This is a genomic window from Curtobacterium sp. MCBD17_023 (genome assembly GCF_003224415.1).
Classification (GTDB): Bacteria; Actinomycetota; Actinomycetes; order Actinomycetales; family Microbacteriaceae; genus Curtobacterium.
Genome location: NZ_QKLJ01000003.1, coordinates 77,850 through 94,720, shown reverse-complemented (window position 1 = coordinate 94,720; position 16,871 = coordinate 77,850). Strand labels below are relative to the sequence as shown.

Sequence of the window (16,871 nt, the reverse complement as noted above, 5' to 3'; positions counted from 1 at the left end):
CGGTCGAGCTGCGCCGTGCGCGGCGGTGACGCGTGGAGTGCTGAGTCTGCGGCTTCCTGGGTCCCACGTGGCGCTGAGCCGCCGTCCCACGACCTGCCGACCGGCACTGTGTCGACCGGCACTGCACCGACAGGCACTGTGCCAGCTGGCACCGTGCCAGCTGGTGCCGTCAGCTCGCGGTGGCCGCGCCCGTGCGGGCGTCGACGGTGACCGTGCGCTGCGCGCCGTCCACGGTCACCAGGACCGTCCACACCGGCGCCGACTCCGGACCGCCGAGCTCGGCGGACACCAGCCTGCTGCCGGACACGGTGTTCGTGGCGGTGCTGACCGCGGCTGCGGCGTCGACCGTGGCCGCGGTGGCGCGCGCCGCGTCTGCCGCCTTGGTGGGCGCGTCGCTGTCCCTCGGGAACGGACCCGAGGTCACCCGACCGAGCGTCGCCGAGACGACGGACTGCGTGCGGGAGCCGTCCGGACCCGCGACGAGCACGGTCCAGTTGTCGCCCGAGCCGGCGAGCGAGATGACCGTGCCACCGCCGGCTGCGGCGACACCCTGCGCCGAGACCGCGGCGAAGTCGACGGTCTCGGGGTCGTCGACGCCGCTGCCGTTCCCCGTCCCGGTGCCGGTGCCGTCATCGGCCCCGGCCGACGGTCCGGCGGACGGGACCGCCGGGGCGGACGTCGACGAGGGCGACGACGCAGGTGACGACGGAGCGGCGCTCCGGGTCGGGGTCGGGGAGGCCGTCCGGTGGTGTGAGGCCGAGGGGGTCGGGTCGGGGGTACCACCACCCGAACAACCGGTGAGCACGGTCGCCGTCACGGCGACCAGGAGGATCGAGGCGGTGCTGACCGGACGGAGACGACGCGACATGGGTCCGATCCTGACAGGCCACCCGGCGCACACCCGACGACGACACGGGCGGTTCACCGCATCGATGCCGAGCCGTGACCGGCGCTGGTGACCCGGGCCGTCAGAGGTCGGCGTGCAGCTGCCAGGTCTCGAGTGCCGAGTCCCGCCAGTCGAACATCCGGGCTCGGTCCGGTCCGACGACGGCGAGCTTCTCGGCCAGGAGGCGGTCGTTCACGACCTGGTAGACCGCCTGAGCCAGGCGCGTCGGGTAGGAGTCGAGCGGCATGCGCTCGACCGTCACGCCGGCGTCGGAGGCGACTTCCCGGACCGCCGGGTCGTCGGAGTGGATGACCGGGGTGCCGAAGCTCATCGCCTCGACCACGGGGAGGCCGAAGCCCTCGGCGAGGCTCGGGAACACGAACACCGTCGCGCGGTCGTACACGGTGGCGAGGTCGGCGTCGTCGATCCGGCCGAGGATCTTGACCCGGTCGGCGGACAGACCGGCGCGCTCGGCCGTCTCGACCACGTCCACGTCGCCCCAGCCGTCGGGTCCGGCGATGACGAGGGGTACGTCGGTGGGCGCCTCGGGGTGGGCCATCGCCCGGATGAGGTGGTCCAGGCCCTTCCGGGGCTCCAGCGTGCCGACCGCGAGGACGTAGCGATCCGGCAGGCCGAGCCGCTCAGCGCGGACGGCGGCGTCCACCGGGACCCGGAGTCTGCTGCTCGGCGCGCCGCCGATGACCCGGATGCGGTCGTCGAAGCGGTGGATCCGGTTGAGGTCCTCGGCGACGGCGTGCGTCGGGACGACGACGGCGTCGGCGTGGCGGAAGGCGCGCTTCACCATCGCCTTGTGGAAGTGCACCCCGCGCGGCGTCAGGGTCTCCGGGTGCGACCACGGCACGGTGTCGTGCACGGTGACGACGATCTGGTTCCCGAGGTCACGTGTCCGGTCGTGCCGGACGAGGGGCGCCAGCACGCTCGGCGCGTGCACCATGCCGTGCGACGCTCCGCGGGCCATCCCGAGCTGCCACGCGAGCGAGAGCTCGCGGCGGGGGAGCGCCAGGCGGTCGATGCCGGCGATCCCGGGGAACAGGGTCCGCAAACGCTGCATCTCCGACGGCGACGCCGCCGACACGATGCCCTCGACGTCGCACCCGTCCGGCGCGGTCTCGACGAGTTGGCGGGTGAGTTCCTCCGCGTAGCGTCCGACACCGCCCGGGACCGGGGAGATCACCTGGTCCACGATCACGCGGAGTGTCGTCATGGAGCTCCTCTTCGGATCGCGGGGTCGGACAGCGGCCCAGACACTACCAGGGCCGCCGGGAGAGGCGCCGACCGTGCCCGGTGAGCGATCCTCGCGCGCTAGGCTTGTGCGGCAATCGACGAGGGGAAGCCTTGACCACCGTGAGGAACGACGCGCTGCGCCGCATCGCAGACCCGCGACGCGTCATCGTCGTGCTCGAACACCCGTGGACGCTCCGGGTCACACTGATCGTGTTCGTCGTCGTCGGCGCGTTCCTGTCCGTGGCCGTGCACATGCCGGTCGTGGACGGGGTCGGGCACGTGCCGTACGCCGGCACGATCGCCCCGGACGAGGGGCGACACATCGCCAACATCCTCTTCTACGCCGGACGCAGCTGGACCGCCGGGCCGATCATCACCGATGCCGCGCCGCACCTGTTGACGATGGGTGAGATCGAGCGCTTCCCGAGCTACGTCTACTACTACGTGATGAGCTTCCCGGTGAAGCCCCTGATCGACCTCGGGGCGCCGTACACCGTCATCGTCGTGATGCTGCGGGCCGTCAACGTCGTGATCGGCGCACTCGGCCTGGTCGTCATCCACCGGCTGTTCCGCGTGATGGGCTTCTCTGCGTCCATCGGCGCACTGGCGGTCATCGTGGTCGCACTGACCGGGCGCTACGAGTGGCAGAGCGCCGGCGTGACCTACGACACCCCGGCGAACACCCTGTTCTTCCTGTGCCTGTACTGGTGTGCCCGGATGATCCGTTCGTCGGACCGGCACTGGGGGCACCTCGTCCGTGCCGTCACGTTCGGCATCGCGGCGATCATCGTCAAGTACACGTTCGTGCCCTTCGTGATCGTGGCCCTCGTCGTCGCTGTCGTCCTCGTCATGCAGCGTGACGGTCTGCAGGCGTACGCGCACCCGGTCCGGCGACTCGGTGCTGCCTTCCGTCTCCGCCCGGTGGTGTCGTCGCTGTGGGCGCTCTTCCTCGCCGTCACCGCCGCGATCATGATCGAACGCACCGGCGGCAACCTGCTGCGCTACGGCCAGTTCAACCCCGCGTGCGTGAAGGTGCACACGCACCAGCAGTGCCTGTCGTTCGACATCTACCGCCGCAACTACATGGCCGAACGGGCGCACGACGTCGCGATCCTGCACGGCACCCCGCCGGACCAGTTCGACCTGTTCCGCTTCATCGGCGACTGGGTCAGCTCCTACTTCCAGACGATGTTCTTCTACCGCGGTCGCGACACCGAATGGCAGGTCGTGACGGGCGTCCAGGTGGTCGGTGGCGTCGTCCTGATCATCGCGGTCGTCGCCATGCTGCTGACCATGCGCACCCTGCTCCGGACACGGGCGTTCGTCTGGGGCACCGTGGTCACGTCGACCTACCTCGTCGCGATGTTCTTCTTCAACCTGCGTACCTTCCTGCGGCTCGACAACCAGTACGCCTTCGCCGGCCGGTACATCCTGCCCGTGTACCCGCTGCTCGTCGCGTTCGCGATCGTGTCGGTGATCGCCCTGTGGCGCACGCTGCCGCCCGGATGGCGCCGAGCACTCGCGCTGCCAGCCGTGGTCATCGCCGTGGTGGTCGCCGCGACCTACGCGGGTCCGTTCGCCTTCGCGGCGTACGCCCACGACCCGAGCTGGTACACGCCGCTGGCGCAGCGGGTCCTGCCGCACTTCCTGACGGGGGTCCGATGATGAGCACGCAGACGACACCGTGGTACCGCCGCCGTCGATGGTCCGTCGGCACGGCCGTACTGGTCCTGCTCGTCGTGGCCGTCGGGTACGAGTACGTGTCGGCCGGGCCCGCACCGACCACGGTCGCCGGGTGCACGATCGTCCCGGGCGCCTCGGTCGGATCGCACGCCGAGTGCGCCGGGCTCGACCTCGTGGACGCCGACCTCGCCGGGGCTGACCTCCGGCTCGCCGACCTGCACGGTGCCGACCTGCGTGGCGCCGACCTGAGCGGAGCGATCCTCTACGGCGCTGACCTGCGCGGCGCGGATCTCCGGCGGGCCGACCTGTCCGACTCCGACCTCTCCCAGGCGGACCTGACCGGCGCGTCGCTCGGCGCCACCGACTTCACGAACGCCGGGATCTCCGGCATGGTCGTCGAGGACACCGTGCTCGCGTCGTCGCAGTACTCCCGCTGGGTGGAGGACGACGACCCGGTGCTCGTGACCCTGACTGCCGGCAACCAGCCCGGGATCACGAACAACACCTGCCGCGAGCTCGAGGGGCTGTACTACCCGGGGCAGACCGTCGTGACGTGCCGGCTGAGCACCGATGCGCGCTACGACAACACCCTGTCCTACGGCCGGACCGTCGAGGTCAAGCGGCCGCCGGTGATCACCGCACCCGAGCAGGTCTCGCTCCGGGTCGGTCGCCCCGCATCCGTGCAGCTCCACGCGGAGAGTCCGTTCCCGACCGTGTTGACGGCGTTCTCGAAGTCGCTCCCGGCCGGGCTGCAGTGGGACCCGGAGACCCAGCGGATCGTCGGCGAGCCCACCGCGCGCGCCGTCGGCACGCGGACGCTCGAGTTCATCGCGGACAACGGCCGACAGGTCCGCTCGACGATCACCTTCACCGTGACGCGCTGACCGGACGACGACGGCCGATCCCGCGGATGCGGTGGTCGGCCGTCGTCGTCGGTCCGGGCGAGGCCCGTCTCAGGCTGCGAGGACCCCTGCTGCGATCGCCGCGTCCAGCGCGTCACGCCAGTCGCGGAGCGGCGCGATGCCGACGGCGGTCCAGGCATCGTGACCGAGCACGCTGTACGCCGGTCGGGGTGCCGGGCGCACGAAGGCGGCGCTGTCCGTCGGGAGCACGCGCTCCGGATCGAGCCCGGTCCCGGCGAAGATCGCCCGGGTGAAGTCGAACCATGACGCCTGCCCGCTGTTCGTCCCGTGGTAGACGCCGGCCGGGGCCTCCACGTCGAGCATCGCGACGATCTGCCGCGCGAGGTCTCCGGTCCAGGTGGGCTGGCCGACCTGGTCCGTCACGACGCTCACCGTGTCGTGCGATGCGGCGAGTCGGACCATCGTCTTCGCGAAGTTCGGGCCGCCCGCCCCGTACAGCCAGGCCGCGCGCACGATGTACGACGAGTCCGGGGCGATCGCGCGGACCGCGTCCTCGCCGGCGGCCTTCGTCCGTCCGTACGCACCGATCGGCCGCGTCGGTTCGTCCTCGGCGTACGGCGAGGTGCCGGTCCCGTCGAACACGTAGTCCGTCGACACCTGGACCAGCCGGGCACCGGCTGCGACGGCGGCGGTGGCGAGCACCGCCGGCCCCCGCGCGTTCACGGCGAAGGCGTCGTCCTCGTGCGACTCGGCGTCGTCGACCTTGGTGTACGCGGCGGCGTTGACGACGACGTCGTGTCCGGCGACGGCGGCGGCCACCGCGTCCTGGTCGGTGATGTCGAGGTGGGCGCGGGACAGTGCGGTGACGTCACGACCGGCGAGGGCCTGCTGCAGGTCCTGGCCGAGCATGCCGGCCGCCCCGGTGATCAGGTACCGGGTCATGCGATGGCCGCGCGCTCCTTGAGCGGCTCCCACCAGGCGCGGTTGTCGCGGTACCACTGCACCACGTCGGCCAGACCCTGCTCGAACGGCACCTGCGGCTCGTAGCCGAGCTCGGCCTGGATCTTCGAGATGTCGACCGAGTAGCGCAGGTCGTGCCCGAGACGGTCGGCGACGCGGTCGACGTACGACCAGTCCTTGCCGGTGGCGTCGAGGAGGAGCTGCGTGAGCTCCTTGTTGGTCAGTTCGGTGCCGCCGCCGATGTTGTAGATCTCGCCGGCACGACCGCGGGTCAGGACCATCGCGATGCCGCGCGTGTGGTCGTCGACGTGCAGCCAGTCACGGATGTTGTCGCCCTCGCCGTAGAGCGGCACGTGCCGGTCGTCGATGAGGTTCGTGACGAAGAGCGGGATGACCTTCTCGGGGAAGTGGTACGGACCGTAGTTGTTCGAGCAGCGCGTGATCGACAGGTCCAGCCCGTGCGTGCGGTGGTAGCTGCGGGCGAGGAGGTCGCTGCCGGCCTTCGACGCCGAGTACGGCGAGTTCGGCTCGAGCGGACGGTCCTCGGCCCAGGAGCCCTCGCTGATCGAGCCGTAGACCTCGTCGGTCGAGACGTGCACGAAGCGCTCGGTGCCGTGGCGCAGGGCCGCGTCGAGCAGGCGCTGGGTGCCGACGACGTTCGTCTCGACGAAGATCCCGGAGTCGCGGACCGAGCGGTCGACGTGCGACTCGGCGGCGAAGTGCACGATGGCGTCGACCGTCGGGACGACCTCGTCGAGCTTCGCGGCGTCGCGGATGTCGCCCTGCACGAAGGTGTAGCGGGGGGAGTCGGCCACCGGGGCCAGGTTCTCGAGGTTGCCCGAGTAGGTCAGGGCGTCGTAGACGACGACCTCGGCGCCTTCGAGACCCGGGTAGGCGTCCTCCAGGGTCCGACGGACGAAGTTGGAGCCGATGAAGCCGGCCCCTCCGGTGACGAGGATCTTCACGCTGGTTTCCTTTTCGGTGGCCGATGGGCGTCGGCGGAGGAGCCGACGGCGGTCGGCCAGCAGTCTAGTGGGGGAGGCGTGCCGCCGGGGAGGAGGCGCTCAGTCCCCGTACCGCGCGAGTTTCTGCAGGTCGAGCTGCTCCTCGGCGAGCGTCCGGTTCAACCGGGTCAGGTCCGCGACCACACCGATGGTGATCGAGAGCAGGGCGCTGATCATCAGCACCATGCCGAGGATGAGCGACTGCAGGTGGTTGCCGCCGCTGTCGGTCCAGAGGAGCACGAGGTACCGGACGAAGGGGATGAGCCCGGCGACGCCGAAGACCGCGCTGACCCAGGCGAACAGGGCCATCGGGCGGTACATGAGGTACACGCGGGCGATCGCCGACCCGGACTGGAACATGTGCTGCCAGATGTTCTTGAACAGCCGCGACTCGCGGGTCTTCGCGTTGGTCGTGATCGGGATGCTGGCGATCGCCAGGCGCTTGTAGCCCGCCTGGACGATGGTCTCCATGCAGTAGCTGAAGCGCGTGACGATGTTGAGCCGGATGAGCGAGTACTTCGAGTACGCGCGGAACCCGCTCGCGGCATCCGGCAGGTCGAGTCCCGCGGCCCGGCTGGCGACCCAGGAGCCGAACTGCTGCATGGCCTTCTTGAAGCCGGAGAAGTGCTCGATGGTGCGGGTCTGCCGGTCGCCGATGACGATGTCTGCCTCGCCGTGCAGGATCGGCTGCACGAGCTCGGTGATGTGCGCCTGCGGGTACTGGTTGTCACCGTCGGTGTTCACGACGATGTCCGCACCGTGCAGGAGCGCGTAGTCGACGCCGTCGCGGAACGAGCGTGCGAGGCCCATGTTGGTGGTGTGCCGGACGAAGTGCCGGACGCCGTGCGCCTTCGCGACCTCGACCGTGCGGTCGGTCGAACCGTCGTCGATGATCAGGACCTCGATCTCGTCGATGCCCGGGATCGAGGTCGGGATCGTCTCGAGGACCGAGGGGAGCGTCTGCTCCTCGTTGAGGCAGGGGATCTGGACGAACAGTTTCACGAGTCGGTGGGTCCCTGGTGTCGTCGGCCGGCGCGGTGATCCGGGTGTGGGAAGTCGGCGACCATCCTACGTGGGCGCACAGACTGCCAAGTCTATGCAGCCTCATGTGCCCGCGTGCCACGATGGGGCCATGGCAGCCCTCCGGTCGACCGTCGCCCGTCTCCTGGGGCGGACCACCCCGACCCCGTCCGCTCCGACCCCGCCGCTCGTCGGCTTCGTCGTGCACGGCGCAGGTGGCGTGCACCCCGCTTCCGCGCACGTCCGCGTGACCGGCAGGATGACCGCTCTCGCCGCCTCCGGCGCTGCACGGGTCGCGCAGGTGGACCCGGTGCGCTGGGCGGACGGCTCCGACACCGCGCACCTCGACGTGCTCCTGGTGCAGCGCGACGCGTTCCCGCTCGCCGCGCTCGACGCCGCCCTCGCCCGCGCGGCGCGGGAGGGCACCCGGGTCGTCGCGGAGGTCGACGACGACTTCTTCACCCCGGAGGCCCGTGCCCGGTTGGCGCAGGCCGAGTACGACCCCGACCGCCTCGCCGCCGTCGACCGCGTGGTGCGGTCCGCCGATGCGGTCGTGGTGTCCACCGAGCCGCTCCGGCGGGTGCTCGCCGCGGAGGGCGTCGACGCCGTGGTCGTGCCGAACGGTGTACAACCCGGCCTCTGGGACGCCGACTCGGACGGGGTCCGCGCCCGTGACACCGGCGGGACCCGTCGCGTGCTCTACATGGGGAGCGCCACGCACGGCGGCGACCTGGACCTGCTGCGCCCGGTCTTCGCGGAGGCGACGGACGACGAGGGCCGTCCGGTCCGGCTCGAGGTCGTGGGCGTGACCGGGGACGACGCGACCTGGTTCGACCGCCTGCCGTTGCCGGGTGACGCCACCCACTACCCGGACTTCGTCGCGTTCCTCCGCGCGCACGCCGGACGCTGGTCCGCCGGGGTCGCCCCGCTCACCGGGGACCGGTTCAACGACGCGAAGAGCGACCTCAAGTTCCTCGAGTACACGATGCTCGGGCTGCCCTTCGTCGGGTCCGACCGGCCGTCCTACCGCGGCGCGGACCGGCACGGCGGCCTGCTCGCCGGCGACGACCCGGCGGCGTGGCGGGACGCCCTGCGCACCGCCTTCCGCGAGGCCGACGACCGGGTGGCGCGCGCTCGCCGGTACGTCATGACGGAGCGCACGGTCGGGGCCGACCAGCCCGGCGAACGGGCCTGGCGGGCTGCGCTCGGCCTGTCCTGAGCCGGTGGGGTGAGGCGTCCGCACGGCGTGCGGGGGCGCTCCCCGCGGCGGCCGTGCCCCTTGCTAGGCTGCAGCGGTGCAGATCCGCGAACTCAAGATCCCCGGCGCGTGGGAGTTCACGCCCGTCCAGCACGGCGACGCCAGAGGTGCCTTCCTCGAGGCCTACCGCGCCGACGTGCTCGAGGAGACGGTCGGACACCCGCTCGACCTGCGGCAGGTGAACATGTCGATCTCGTCGAAGGGCGTCGCCCGCGGCATCCACTACGCCCTCGTCGCACCGAGCCAGGCGAAGTACGTCACCGCCGTCCGCGGCGCGTTCATCGACTACATCGTCGACATCCGCGTCGGCTCCCCGACGTTCGGGCAGTGGGACGCGGTCCGGATCGACGACGTCGACCGCCGTGCCGTCTACCTGTCCGAGGGACTCGGCCACGCCATCGTCGCGCTCGAGGACCAGAGCACGGTGAACTACCTGGTCAGCGCGCACTACGACCCCGAGCGCGAGAAGGGCATCAGCATCCTCGACCCCACGGTGGGCCTGGAGCTGCCGGACGGCATCGGCGAGCCGGTCCTGTCCGAGAAGGACACGAGCGCTCCGACCCTCGAGCAGGCCGCGGAGCAGGGGCTCCTCCCGACGTACGAGGAGTGCATCGCCTACACCGAGTCGCTCCGGACGAAGAACTAGGAGGGGCAGCCGATGAAGGGCATCATCCTCGCCGGGGGATCCGGCACGCGTCTCTGGCCGATCACCAAGGGCATCAGCAAGCAGCTCATGCCGATCTACGACAAGCCGATGGTCTACTACCCGCTGTCGACCCTCATGATGGCCGGCATCCGCGAGGTCCTCGTCATCACGACGCCGGAGTACAACGACCAGTTCCGGGCGTTGCTCGGTGACGGGTCGGCGCTCGGCATGGACATCCAGTACGCCGTGCAGCCCTCCCCGGACGGCCTCGCGCAGGCGTTCGTCATCGGCGAGGAGTTCATCGGGGACGACAGCGTCGCCCTGGTCCTCGGCGACAACATCTTCCACGGCACCGGCCTCGGCACGAGCCTGCAGAAGAACAACACCGTCCAGGGCGCGACGATCTTCGCGTACCACGTGGCCGACCCGACCGCGTACGGCGTGGTCGAGTTCGACGACGACTTCACCGCCGTCTCGATCGAGGAGAAGCCGGCCGAACCGAAGTCGAACTACGCCGTCCCGGGCCTGTACTTCTACGACAACGACGTGGTCGAGATCGCGAAGACCATCGAACCGAGCGCTCGCGGTGAGCTCGAGATCTCCACCGTCAACGAGCGCTACCTCGAGGCGGGCACGCTCGGCGTCGAGGTCCTCGACCGCGGCACCGCGTGGCTCGACACCGGCACCTTCGAGTCGATGATGCAGGCGTCCGAGTACGTCAAGGTCATCGAGGACCGCCAGGGCCACAAGATCGGGTGCATCGAGGAGATCGCCTGGCGCAACGGGTGGATCGACGACGACGCCCTCGCGGCGCTCGCCGCCCCGCTCGCGAAGAGCGGCTACGGCGTCTACCTGCAGAACCTGCTCCGCGGCTGACCGTGGCGCTGCGTGGCCGGCTCCGGCGCACCCTGGCCGGTGTCCGGCCGACGTCGGACGCACGCGCTGTGGACGCAGGGGCGTCCGACGGGACCGGGCCGCGCCTCCCGGTCGACACGTCACTCGAGACGGCGCCTCCCGTCGTCGAGCAGGGCCCGGCCGGAGCGTTCGACGCCGTCGTGACGGTGGCCGAGGGTGCGTACCGGGACGGCGCCCACGTGCCGACCGTGCGGGCGCTGACAGCGGCGGGGGCCGCGCGCGTCGTCGTCACCGTGTACGACGTCCACGCCGGGCCCACGAGCACGTACCCGCCGGTCACGGCGGGCGACGGCTGGACCGTGTCCCGGGACACCGTCACGGCGACCTGGGGCGGCGCGGTCGCCGCCGCCCGGCCGCTGCTGCGCGCCCCGCTGGTGCTCGTGCAGGACGCGTCGATCGCGCTGCCGGACGGCGCCGCGGCCGCACTGGTCGCCGCCGTCGCGCCGGCGGGAGCGGGAGGCACCGTCCCATCCGACCGGGAGGCCGTGGTCGCCGTCCCCGTCGTCCGCACCCCCGACGACGTGGTGGCGAGTGCGGGCGCGGCGCTGGTGCAGGGCACCGCCCCGGTGGCCGCCCTGCTGCGTGGGCACCCGGCGGAGGACGCCGAGCGGCTCCCCGACGGTGTCGCGGTGTTCGCCGGCGACGAGCCCTGCTTCGCGGCACGCACAGCGCACCTCGCGCTTCCGGTCCGGACCGTCGACACCCGCACCGCGGTCGCCCGACTGACCCGGGACACCGCCGACGCCGCCGGCGGCACGTGCGTCGTGCTCCCGCTCGGTCGCGTCTACCGCACCGGGACCGTCCGTGAGCGGCGCATCGACACCGACGGCGCGGACGCCCTGGCGGTGTGGCGGGACCGCGGCGACGACAGCGCCGAGCGGGTGCTCGCCGCGCTCGACCTCGCCGTGGGCACCGTGGCCGCCGACCCCGCCGCGGCACCGGTGGCCCTCCGCGAACCGGTCCTCCGAGCCGAACGCGGCCCGTCGCGCCTGACGGCGCGTGAGCGCGGCGAGCGGCTCCGGTGGTCGGTCCGGATCGCCGCACACCCCGGCCCGCGCGGCGACGACTGGGGGGACACGTTCTTCGCGCGCGACCTGGCCGCGGCCCTGCGGTCCCTCGGGCAGGAGGTCGTGGTGGACCACCGCGAGTCGCACGCCCGTCCGCTGTCGGAGCACCTGGACGACGTCACCCTGACGCTGCGCGGGCTCGACGACACCCCGGTGCACCCCGCGGCCACCAACGTGCTCTGGGTCATCTCGCACCCCGACCTCGTGACGCCCGCGGAACTCGCCCGGTACGACCTGCGGTTCGCGGCCGGGCCCGTGTGGGCCGAGCGGACCGAGGCGGCGACCGGCCTGCCGGTGGCCCCGCTCCTGCAGGCGACCGATCCGGCCCGCTTCCACCCCGGTGCCGCCGAGGACGCGTACGCCGGCCTGGACACCGTGTTCGTCGGCAAGACCCGGCAGGTGTTCCGGCCGGTCGTCTCGGACGCCCTGCAGGCGGGGGCGGACCTGGCCGTGTGGGGCGAGGGCTGGGCCGGCCTGGTGCCGGAGGGGGTGCACCGCGGGACGTTCGTGCCGAACGAGGACCTGCCGGCGCTGTACCGGAGCGCCCGGGTGGTCCTCAACGACCACTGGGACGACATGGCACGGGACGGCTTCCTGTCGAACCGGCTGTTCGACGCCGCCGCGTCGGGTGCGCTCGTCGTGACGGACCCGGTGCCCGGCGTCGAGGAGCTGTTCGGCGGGGCGGTCCTGCCCTACCGCGGCGTCGCCGAACTGCGGACGCTGCTGGGTCGGCGGGACATGGCCTCCGACGACGAACGCGCCGAGCGCGGCTCGCGGATCGGGACCGAGCACTCCTTCCGCCGGCGCGCGGAGACGCTGGTGGACGCCGTCCGGCAGCACCGGCGGCACCGGACGACCTGACCGGATCCGGCCCAGGTCGAGCCGGGCTCGGCCCGGGCGCTGTCCGACGTCAGCGCGAGCGGACCCGGCGGGCCAGACCGGCGGCCCGGTCGGCCACCTGCACGATCCGGCGCTGGCGGAACGCCGCCGTCTCGGCCCGGGCGGCTTCGGCGCGCTCCCGCTCGAACTGCACGGTCTCCCGCAGCGTCGTCGCGGTCGCCTCGGCCGCGCGCAGGGCGTCCTCGAGCTCGTCGATCCGCTCGTCGCGCGACGCCACCGCACGCCCGAGCGTCTGCAGCTCGTGGAGCTCGTCGGCCGGGACGAGGGGCTCGGCCGGGGTGTCGAGCGCCGTTGAGCCGGCCCGACGCAGCACCTCGGCGATCGTGTCGTCGCGGGTGAAGGGGCCGGTCGCGGCGTCCTCGTCGGTGACGAAGCGGAGCGAGAACACGGCCTGCAGCACCCCCTCCTGCAGCCGCCGGTAGTCGCGCATGCCGTGGTGCCGGGGGCTCGGGGTCAGGTCCGGGTTCGCCTCGTAGCTCCGACCGCTCACGTCGACGCGGTGTTCGTACTGCGCCCAGGACCGCCACGGCAGGTGCAGGACCTCGAGTTCGAGCCCGGCCGGCACGGGTGCACCGTTCGCGACGCTCGCCCGGTGGTTGCCCTGCACGACGGTGACGCCCGGGTCGCCGACGTGGACGGTGTTCGGGGTCGGGGGAGCGACCAGGCCGGCGGCACGCAGCTCGTCGACGGAGCGCTCGTCCCGCCAGTGGAGACGCTCGAGGCCGGCACCGGACGTGGCCATCGCGCCGGTGAGGTTGACGACGGGCACGAAGAACGCGCCGACCACCGGGTCGAGCTCCTCGAAGACCTGCCGGACCGTCCGCGTCCGGTCGACCGGCACGATGAACTCGTCCGCGTCGGCGTTGACGACCCAGTCCGCGCCGTGGACCGATGCGGCCTCGCGCGCCATCGTCGTGACGACGACGCCCTGCTGCTTCCGGTGCACCGGGTCGTGTCGCAGGTCCACCGTGACGTCGTCCCGCTCGGCGAAGGCGGCGAGCAGCTCGGCCGTGCCGTCCACCGACCCGTTGTCGGTGATGACGAAGACGTCGAAGCCCTGGGCGACGTGGTGGTCGAGCCAGGCGGTGATGACGTCCGCTTCATCGCGGACCATCAGGGTGACGGCGAGGATCATGGGGTGCGCTCCGGTTCGGGTGGGGATGCTCCCTGAGAGGTTATCGGGGTTCAGCGCGTGTGCGTGGCGCGGGCGCGGACGGTGAGCGCCACCCGGAGCGCGACGCGGAGCGGCCAGAGCCACCACGCCGAGTACTTCTGCGCGAGGAAACGGTAGGCGCTCTCGTGGTGCGCACGGCGCATCCGGTCCGAGGACCCCTGGGTCGCGGTCCCACCGACGTGCGTGGCGACGGCGGCCGGTTCGTACACGTTCCGGTAGCCGCTCCGGCCGATCCGCCAGCCGAGGTCCACGTCCTCGAAGTACATGAAGAAGCCCTCGTCGAACCCGCCGAGGCGGTCGAACACGTCGCGGCGGACGAGCACGCACGCGCCCGAGAGCCAGCCCGCGTCACGGCGGCCGGTGTGGTCGCCGTCCTGCCGGTACCGCCTCGTCCACGGGTTGTCCTGCCAGATGTTCGCGAACACGGCGTGCCCGAGACCGGTGCGGAGGGACGGCACGAGCCGCGCCGACGGGTACACCTGCCCGTCCGTCTCCAGCAGCTTCGGGCCGACGGCGCCGATCGTCGGGTCCGACTCCGCCGTCGCGACCATCCGGTCGAGGGCGGACGGTTCGAGCACGACGTCCGGGTTCGACACGAGCACCCAGCGCACGTCGGGGGCGAGCGTGGCGACGGCCCGGTTGACGGCCGCACCGTAGCCGAGGTTCGCACCGACGGCGACGAACCGGGCACCGGCGGCCTCGGTGACCGCGCGGAGCTCGTCGGCGGTCGTGGAGTCGTTGTCCGCGACGACGACCTCGACGTCGCGTCCGCTGGCGGCCGGCACCGACGCGAGGAACGGGGGGAGGACGTCGACCGACTCGTACGTGACCGTGACGACGGCGACCCGCGCGGGGTGCGTGTCCGTGCTCATGCGAAGACCTCCAGGTGGCGCTCGGCGCACGCGGCCCACGTGAAGGTCGCGGCGCGGGCCTCGGCGCGGGCCGTCCGTTCGGCCCGGAGCTCCGGCGCCTCGGCGAGCAGCACGGCGAGGGCGTCCGCGATCGGGCCGGCGTCCGGCTCGGTGTAGGTCACGGCGTCGCCGCCGACCTCGGGGATCGCCAGTCGACGGGTGGTGAGGACGTCCGCGCCGGAGGCCATCGCCTCGAGCACCGGCAGGCCGAAGCCCTCCGCGGTGCTCGGGTAGACCACGACGCGCGCGCCCCCGAGGAACGCGCGGAGCTCCTCGACCGGCAGGTACCCGAGGTAGCGGACCGGGGCACCGGGGACGTCACCCGCGGCGGTGAGCTCGGCGCGTGCGTCCTCGTCCCAGCCGAGTCCGCCTGCGACCAGCAGCGCCGGCACCGCCGCGCCGCCACCGTCGGCAGCCCGTGCGGTGAGCGCGCGGTGCGCGGCGATGAGCTCCGGCACCCGCTTGCGCGGTTCGACCGTGCCGAGGAAGGCGATCCACGCGTCGTCGCCGAGCGCGTGCGCCGCACGGAAGGCGGCCGTCTCCGCGGCCGTCGGCACCCGGAAGAGCGTGCGGTCGACCCCGAGGTGGGCCACGACCGTGGGACGCGCCGACCGACCCGCCAACCGGTCGAGCTCGGCGACGGTGGCGGCGCTCGGCGCGACCGTCCGTCGGGCGAGTCGCCGTGCGAGACGGGTCCAGGTCCGGAAGAACAGCACCTTCAGGCGCGAGTGCGCGGCGGGGTCGGAGAAGAACGTCGCGTCGTGCAGGGTGACGACCGTCCGGGAGGCCCGGGTCACCGGGAACGTGTAGTGCGGGCTGTGCAGGACCTCGGCGCCGACGCGACGCGCCGTCACCGGCAGCAGCGTCTGCTCCCACACGAGGCGCAGCGGACGGGAGGCGGTCCACCGCGGTGCCGCGTGGTAGCGGTGTCCGGGTGCGGTCCCGCGCAACCAGGCGAGGTCGCCCGGCTTGACGACCACGTCGACACGGACCTCCAGCTCGGCGAGGCCCTGCAGCAGCCCGGCGATGTAGCGGGCGACGCCGCCGCGGTTCGGCGGGATCGAGGTGGCGTCGACGAGCACGGGGAGTGCCCGCACCTCAGCTGACCTGGCGCTCGGTGGTCCGCGTCCAGGCGATCCCGGACTGCGTGTCCTCGTCGACGACGACGAACCGCGCCGCCTCGCGCTGGATGACGATGTGCTCCCCGTTCGGCTTCGCCAGGAAGACGTGCACGAAGTACTGGCCGCCGCCCAGCCGCAGGTCGTGCAGGTGCCACTCGACGGTCGCGGTCCCGCGCAGGGGGTCGTGACGGGTCTCGAGCTGCCGGCTGTCGACGCCGAAGGCGGGGTGCCCGAGGTGGTTCTCGATCTTGATGCCTGCGCGCCACTCGGGCAGGACCGTGGTGTGGGAGAACGCCGCGCGGACGACGAGGTCGTCGCCGTGGCGGTGCTCGGCGCCCGCGGGCTTGCCGGGGATCTCGAGCTCGACGTGCTCGACCTTGCCCGGGCTGGCGGTCTCCTCCGGGTGGTTCGCCTCGACCTCGGCGACGCGGCGGTCCTCGAGGATCTCGCGGAAGTTCTTCACGGCCAGGCGTGCCGACCCCTGGAACATGACCTCGCCGTGGTGCAGGACGACGGCGGAGTCGCAGAGTTCCTGGACCTGTCCGAGCGAGTGCGACACGAGGATGATCGTGCGGCCCTGCTCCTGGAACTCGCGGATCTTGTCGAGGCACTTCTTCTGGAACTGCTCGTCACCGACGGCCAGGACCTCGTCCACGAGCAGCACGTCGGGGTCGGTGTTGATCGCGACCGCGAAGGCGAGCCGGACGTACATGCCGGACGAGTAGAACTTCACCTGGGTGTCGATGAAGTCGCCGATGCCGGAGAACTGCAGGATGTCCTCGAAGCGGGCTTCGGTCTCCTCCTGCGTCTGCCCGAGGATCGCGGCGTTGAGGTAGACGTTCTCGCGGCCGGTCAGGTCCGGGTGGAAGCCCGCGCCGAGCTCGATGAGGGCGGCGAGGCGACCGCGGCGCTCCACGGTGCCGGTGGTCGGCTCGAGGATGCCGCCGATGGTCTTCAGCAGCGTCGACTTGCCGGAGCCGTTCGGGCCGAGCAGGCCGATCGTGGTGCCGGCCGGGATGTCGAGGCTCACGTCCTTGAGCGCCCAGAAGTCCTCGCTGTGCCGGCGGCCGGCGCGACCGAGCGTGACCACGCGCTCCTTGAGCGAGTTGTCCTTGCGGATGGTGAAGCGCTTGGAGACGTTCCGCACCGTGACGACGGCGGGAGCGTCGGAGAAGGGCGAGGTCGTGGCCTGCGTCAGGTCGTTGTCGATGCTCATCG

15 protein-coding genes are annotated in these 16,871 nt (G+C 72.2%); 6 read left to right on the top strand and 9 right to left on the bottom strand.

Annotated features, from left to right (window positions below; translation table 11 throughout):
* Positions 1-169: 169 nt before the first annotated feature.
* Both DEI84_RS05190 and DEI84_RS05185 read right to left on the bottom strand, forming a co-directional pair.
* Positions 170-868 (bottom strand): PepSY domain-containing protein, encoded by a 699-nt coding sequence (locus tag DEI84_RS05190; protein ID WP_110889944.1) that lies wholly within the window; start codon positions 866-868, stop codon positions 170-172.
* Between the two features lie 100 nt (positions 869-968).
* Positions 969-2,111, bottom strand: a complete 1,143-nt coding sequence (locus tag DEI84_RS05185; protein ID WP_110889943.1) for a glycosyltransferase family 1 protein — start codon at positions 2,109-2,111, stop codon at positions 969-971.
* A 131-nt stretch (positions 2,112-2,242) separates the two neighbouring features.
* Between DEI84_RS05185 and DEI84_RS15920 the strand changes: the two genes are divergently transcribed.
* On the top strand, positions 2,243-3,796 hold the full coding sequence (locus DEI84_RS15920; protein WP_110889942.1) for a hypothetical protein: 1,554 nt from the start codon (positions 2,243-2,245) through the stop codon (positions 3,794-3,796).
* Complete coding sequence (locus tag DEI84_RS16005) at positions 3,793-4,698, top strand: pentapeptide repeat-containing protein (RefSeq protein ID WP_110889941.1); 906 nt, start codon at positions 3,793-3,795, stop codon at positions 4,696-4,698. Before DEI84_RS15920 ends, DEI84_RS16005 begins: the two co-directional genes overlap by 4 nt.
* Positions 4,699-4,767: 69 nt before the next feature.
* Here DEI84_RS16005 and rfbD read toward each other — a convergent pair whose 3' ends face one another.
* The 3 genes from rfbD to DEI84_RS05160 form a co-directional block, all read right to left on the bottom strand.
* Complete coding sequence (gene rfbD / locus DEI84_RS05170; RefSeq protein ID WP_110889940.1) at positions 4,768-5,619, bottom strand: dTDP-4-dehydrorhamnose reductase; 852 nt, start codon at positions 5,617-5,619, stop codon at positions 4,768-4,770.
* Positions 5,616-6,602, bottom strand: coding sequence for a dTDP-glucose 4,6-dehydratase (gene rfbB / locus DEI84_RS05165; RefSeq protein WP_110889939.1), 987 nt, complete (start codon positions 6,600-6,602; stop codon positions 5,616-5,618). Before rfbB ends, rfbD begins: the two co-directional genes overlap by 4 nt.
* Before the next feature lie 99 nt (positions 6,603-6,701).
* Positions 6,702-7,643 carry a glycosyltransferase family 2 protein gene (locus DEI84_RS05160; protein ID WP_110889938.1) on the bottom strand — a complete coding sequence of 314 codons (942 nt, stop codon included), beginning with the start codon at positions 7,641-7,643 and terminating at the stop codon, positions 6,702-6,704.
* A gap of 130 nt (positions 7,644-7,773) precedes the next feature.
* On the opposite strand from DEI84_RS05160, the gene DEI84_RS05155 reads away from it, so the two are divergent.
* The 4 genes from DEI84_RS05155 (at position 7,774) to DEI84_RS05140 (ending at position 12,408) form a co-directional block, all read left to right on the top strand.
* On the top strand, positions 7,774-8,880 hold the full coding sequence (locus DEI84_RS05155) for a hypothetical protein (RefSeq protein ID WP_110889937.1): 1,107 nt from the start codon (positions 7,774-7,776) through the stop codon (positions 8,878-8,880).
* A gap of 76 nt (positions 8,881-8,956) precedes the next feature.
* Positions 8,957-9,565, top strand: a complete 609-nt coding sequence (locus DEI84_RS05150) for a dTDP-4-dehydrorhamnose 3,5-epimerase family protein (RefSeq protein ID WP_110824517.1) — start codon at positions 8,957-8,959, stop codon at positions 9,563-9,565.
* A 12-nt stretch (positions 9,566-9,577) separates the two neighbouring features.
* Complete coding sequence (rfbA, locus tag DEI84_RS05145) at positions 9,578-10,441, top strand: glucose-1-phosphate thymidylyltransferase RfbA (RefSeq protein WP_110889936.1); 864 nt, start codon at positions 9,578-9,580, stop codon at positions 10,439-10,441.
* A gap of 68 nt (positions 10,442-10,509) precedes the next feature.
* On the top strand, positions 10,510-12,408 hold the full coding sequence (locus tag DEI84_RS05140) for a glycosyltransferase (RefSeq protein WP_146236311.1): 1,899 nt from the start codon (positions 10,510-10,512) through the stop codon (positions 12,406-12,408).
* A 49-nt stretch (positions 12,409-12,457) separates the two neighbouring features.
* Here the strand turns inward: DEI84_RS05140 and DEI84_RS05135 are convergent, their stop codons facing one another.
* From DEI84_RS05135 to DEI84_RS05120, 4 genes are read right to left on the bottom strand one after another with little or no spacing between them, the layout of a single operon-like run.
* Complete coding sequence (locus tag DEI84_RS05135; protein ID WP_110889934.1) at positions 12,458-13,582, bottom strand: glycosyltransferase family 2 protein; 1,125 nt, start codon at positions 13,580-13,582, stop codon at positions 12,458-12,460.
* Positions 13,583-13,632: 50 nt separating this feature from the next.
* On the bottom strand, positions 13,633-14,493 hold the full coding sequence (locus tag DEI84_RS05130; RefSeq protein ID WP_110889933.1) for a glycosyltransferase family 2 protein: 861 nt from the start codon (positions 14,491-14,493) through the stop codon (positions 13,633-13,635).
* Positions 14,490-15,629, bottom strand: coding sequence for a glycosyltransferase family 1 protein (locus tag DEI84_RS05125; RefSeq protein WP_220032869.1), 1,140 nt, complete (start codon positions 15,627-15,629; stop codon positions 14,490-14,492). The genes DEI84_RS05130 and DEI84_RS05125 overlap by 4 nt, the downstream gene beginning before the upstream one ends.
* A 1-nt stretch (position 15,630) precedes the next feature.
* Positions 15,631-16,869, bottom strand: a complete 1,239-nt coding sequence (locus DEI84_RS05120) for an ABC transporter ATP-binding protein (RefSeq protein ID WP_110889932.1) — start codon at positions 16,867-16,869, stop codon at positions 15,631-15,633.
* Between the last annotated feature and the right edge of the window lie 2 nt (positions 16,870-16,871).

Excerpts from the sequence above, each read along its gene's own strand:
- DEI84_RS05120 (WP_110889932.1), bottom strand. The coding sequence starts at position 16,869 with ATGAGCATCGACAACGACCTGACGCAGGCCACGACCTCGCCCTTCTCC.
- rfbD (WP_110889940.1), bottom strand. The coding sequence starts at position 5,619 with ATGACCCGGTACCTGATCACCGGGGCGGCCGGCATGCTCGGCCAGGAC.
- DEI84_RS05130 (WP_110889933.1), bottom strand. The coding sequence starts at position 14,493 with ATGAGCACGGACACGCACCCCGCGCGGGTCGCCGTCGTCACGGTCACG.
- DEI84_RS05190 (WP_110889944.1), bottom strand. The coding sequence starts at position 868 with ATGTCGCGTCGTCTCCGTCCGGTCAGCACCGCCTCGATCCTCCTGGTC.
- DEI84_RS16005 (WP_110889941.1), top strand. The coding sequence starts at position 3,793 with ATGATGAGCACGCAGACGACACCGTGGTACCGCCGCCGTCGATGGTCC.
- DEI84_RS05185 (WP_110889943.1), bottom strand. The coding sequence starts at position 2,111 with ATGACGACACTCCGCGTGATCGTGGACCAGGTGATCTCCCCGGTCCCG.
- rfbA (WP_110889936.1), top strand. The coding sequence starts at position 9,578 with ATGAAGGGCATCATCCTCGCCGGGGGATCCGGCACGCGTCTCTGGCCG.
- DEI84_RS05155 (WP_110889937.1), top strand. The coding sequence starts at position 7,774 with ATGGCAGCCCTCCGGTCGACCGTCGCCCGTCTCCTGGGGCGGACCACC.
- DEI84_RS05135 (WP_110889934.1), bottom strand. The coding sequence starts at position 13,582 with ATGATCCTCGCCGTCACCCTGATGGTCCGCGATGAAGCGGACGTCATC.